The following is a 2,140-nucleotide window of genomic DNA, read 5'->3' as shown; positions in this document are numbered from 1 at the left end:
GACTTCCTCACGCCACCCTGGCAGACACGGTTGTCGCCGGACACCCTGGCGGCCCTTGGCGTGGAAAATCGTGCTGCACGAGGCAGCCAGCCCCGGCTGGCCGATGGCCGACGCCTGCCGCCTCTTAGCCTGGCGCCGGCGTTGCCGCCGGACACCCTGGTGATGGATATCGCCGCGGCGGCGGCCCTGCTCGATAGCGGCGAGAGGCTCTCGCGGCTGGTCACCACGCCCGGGGCCCTGGAGGCGGCCCCGCCAGGCCTGGTGATGAGGCGCGCCGCCACCCTGGCATCGCCCGGCCAGCTCACCGAGAGCTTCCACCTCAACCTCACCGCCCTGGCCCTGTTGGCACTGGTGGTGGGGCTGTTCATCGTCCAGGCGGCGCTTGGCCTGGCACTGGAGCAGCGCCTGGGCATGCTGCGCACGCTGCGGGCGCTGGGTGTCTCCGGTCGCGCCCTGGTGGGGCTGCTGGCACTGGAGATGGTGCTGCTCGGGCTAATCGGGGCGCTGGCCGGCATTCTCAGCGGTATCTGGCTGGCCCGACTGCTGCTGCCGGACGTGGCCGCCACCCTGGGCAGCCTCTACGGTGCCGAAGTGGGCAGCGAACTTCGCCTGCCCTGGCACTATTGGCTGGGCGGGCTCGGCGTGACCTTCGGCGGCCTGCTGCTGGCCGGCAGCGGCGTGCTGTGGCGTGCCGCGCGCCTCAGCGTATTGGGCCTCGGCCAGGCCCAGGCCTGGCGTGCCGGCTACCACCGGCAGCTGCGGTCCATGGCACTGGCCGGCGGGGTCTGCGCCCTGGTCGGCATCGCCCTGTGGGCCTGGCTTTCCCGCCAGCCCGCCGGCGAAGGGCTGGTGGCCGGCTTCGCGCTGGTCGCCATGTTGCTGCTGACCAGCGCCCTCTGGCTGCCACCGCTGCTGGCCCTGATGCTGGCGGGGCTCGGCCGATTCACAGGACGCAAGCCACTGGCCCAGTGGGCCCTCGCCGACCTCCAGTTGCAGCTACCGCGCCTGGCGCTGGCCATGATGGCACTGCTGGTCGCGCTCTCCGCCAACCTGGGGGTGAGCAGCATGGTCGGCGGCTTTCGCCTGACCTTCCTCGACTGGCTGGACCAGCGTCTGGTGGCGGATCTCTATCTGCGTCCGCCCGTGGAACAGTTCGACGAGATCGACACCTGGCTGGCCGCCCGACCGGAGGTCGCCGAACGCCTGGCCACCCGCAGCGCCGATGCCACCCTGGTCAGCGTCGACGCCGGCGACACCCGGCAGGACCGAGGCTCCCGAACACTCGATCTTCCGGTCGGCGTCTTCGGCATTACCCCGGGGGAACGACTCAAGCCAAGCTGGCCGCTGCTCGAGACCCTGTCAGGAAGAGATAGGGCATGGACGGCACTGCAGGAGGGGTCGGCCTTTATCAACGAGCAGCTGGCCATCGGCCAGGGGATCGCGCCCGGGGACCGACTGACGCTGACTACGCCGGACGGCCCGGCGAGCCTGGAGGTAGCGGCGGTCTATCCGGATTACGGCAACCCTCGCGGTGAGGTGCTGCTGGCCACATCGCAGCTCGCCGAGCGCTTTCGCGCCCCACCGGGCTCCCTGGGAATCGTGCTCGCCGAGAACACCGACGAGACCGCACTGCGCCAGGCCCTCGCCGAGCACTTCGACCTGGGTCGCGATGCCCTGCAGGACCAGCGCGAGGTGAAACGCATCGCCACCGGCATCTTCGAGCGCACCTTCAGCATCACCCGGACGCTGAATGCGCTGACATTAGGCGTCGCCGCGCTGGCCCTGCTGGCGAGTCTCCTGGCCCAGGCGCGCCAGCGACGGCGCCAGCTGGCCCCGCTCTGGGCGCTGGGCGTGCCGCGCTCGCGGCTGATCCAGGTGCAGCTGGCTCAGCTGGGCGGCGTCGCCCTGATGACCGGCACGCTAGCAATTCCGCTGGGTATCGCCATCACCGCCGGGCTAGTCTCGGTGATCAACGTGGCCGCCTTCGGCTGGCGCCTGCCGCTTCACCTCTTCCCCAACGAGATGGCGTTGACCCTGGCCACCGCCGTGGGCGTGGCCCTGCTGGCCGCCGGCCTGCCGGCCCTGACGCTGTGGCGCACGCCGCCCCGCTCCCTGCTGGCCGAGGAGGAGGGCTCATGAG

1 protein-coding gene is annotated in these 2,140 nt (G+C 71.3%); it reads left to right on the top strand.

Going from position 1 to position 2,140, the window contains the following annotated elements; all coding sequences use genetic code 11:
* On the top strand, positions 1-2,139 hold a 2,139-nt coding region (locus ACESMD_RS10685), incomplete at its 5' end, for an FtsX-like permease family protein (protein WP_372612985.1).
* Between the last annotated feature and the right edge of the window lies 1 nt (position 2,140).

The sequence above is a fragment of the Halomonas sp. genome, from assembly GCF_041689495.1.
Lineage (GTDB): Bacteria > Pseudomonadota > Gammaproteobacteria > Pseudomonadales > Halomonadaceae > Halomonas.
Note: the sequence above shows the minus strand (reverse complement) of the source record. Positions and strands in the feature narration are given on the sequence as shown.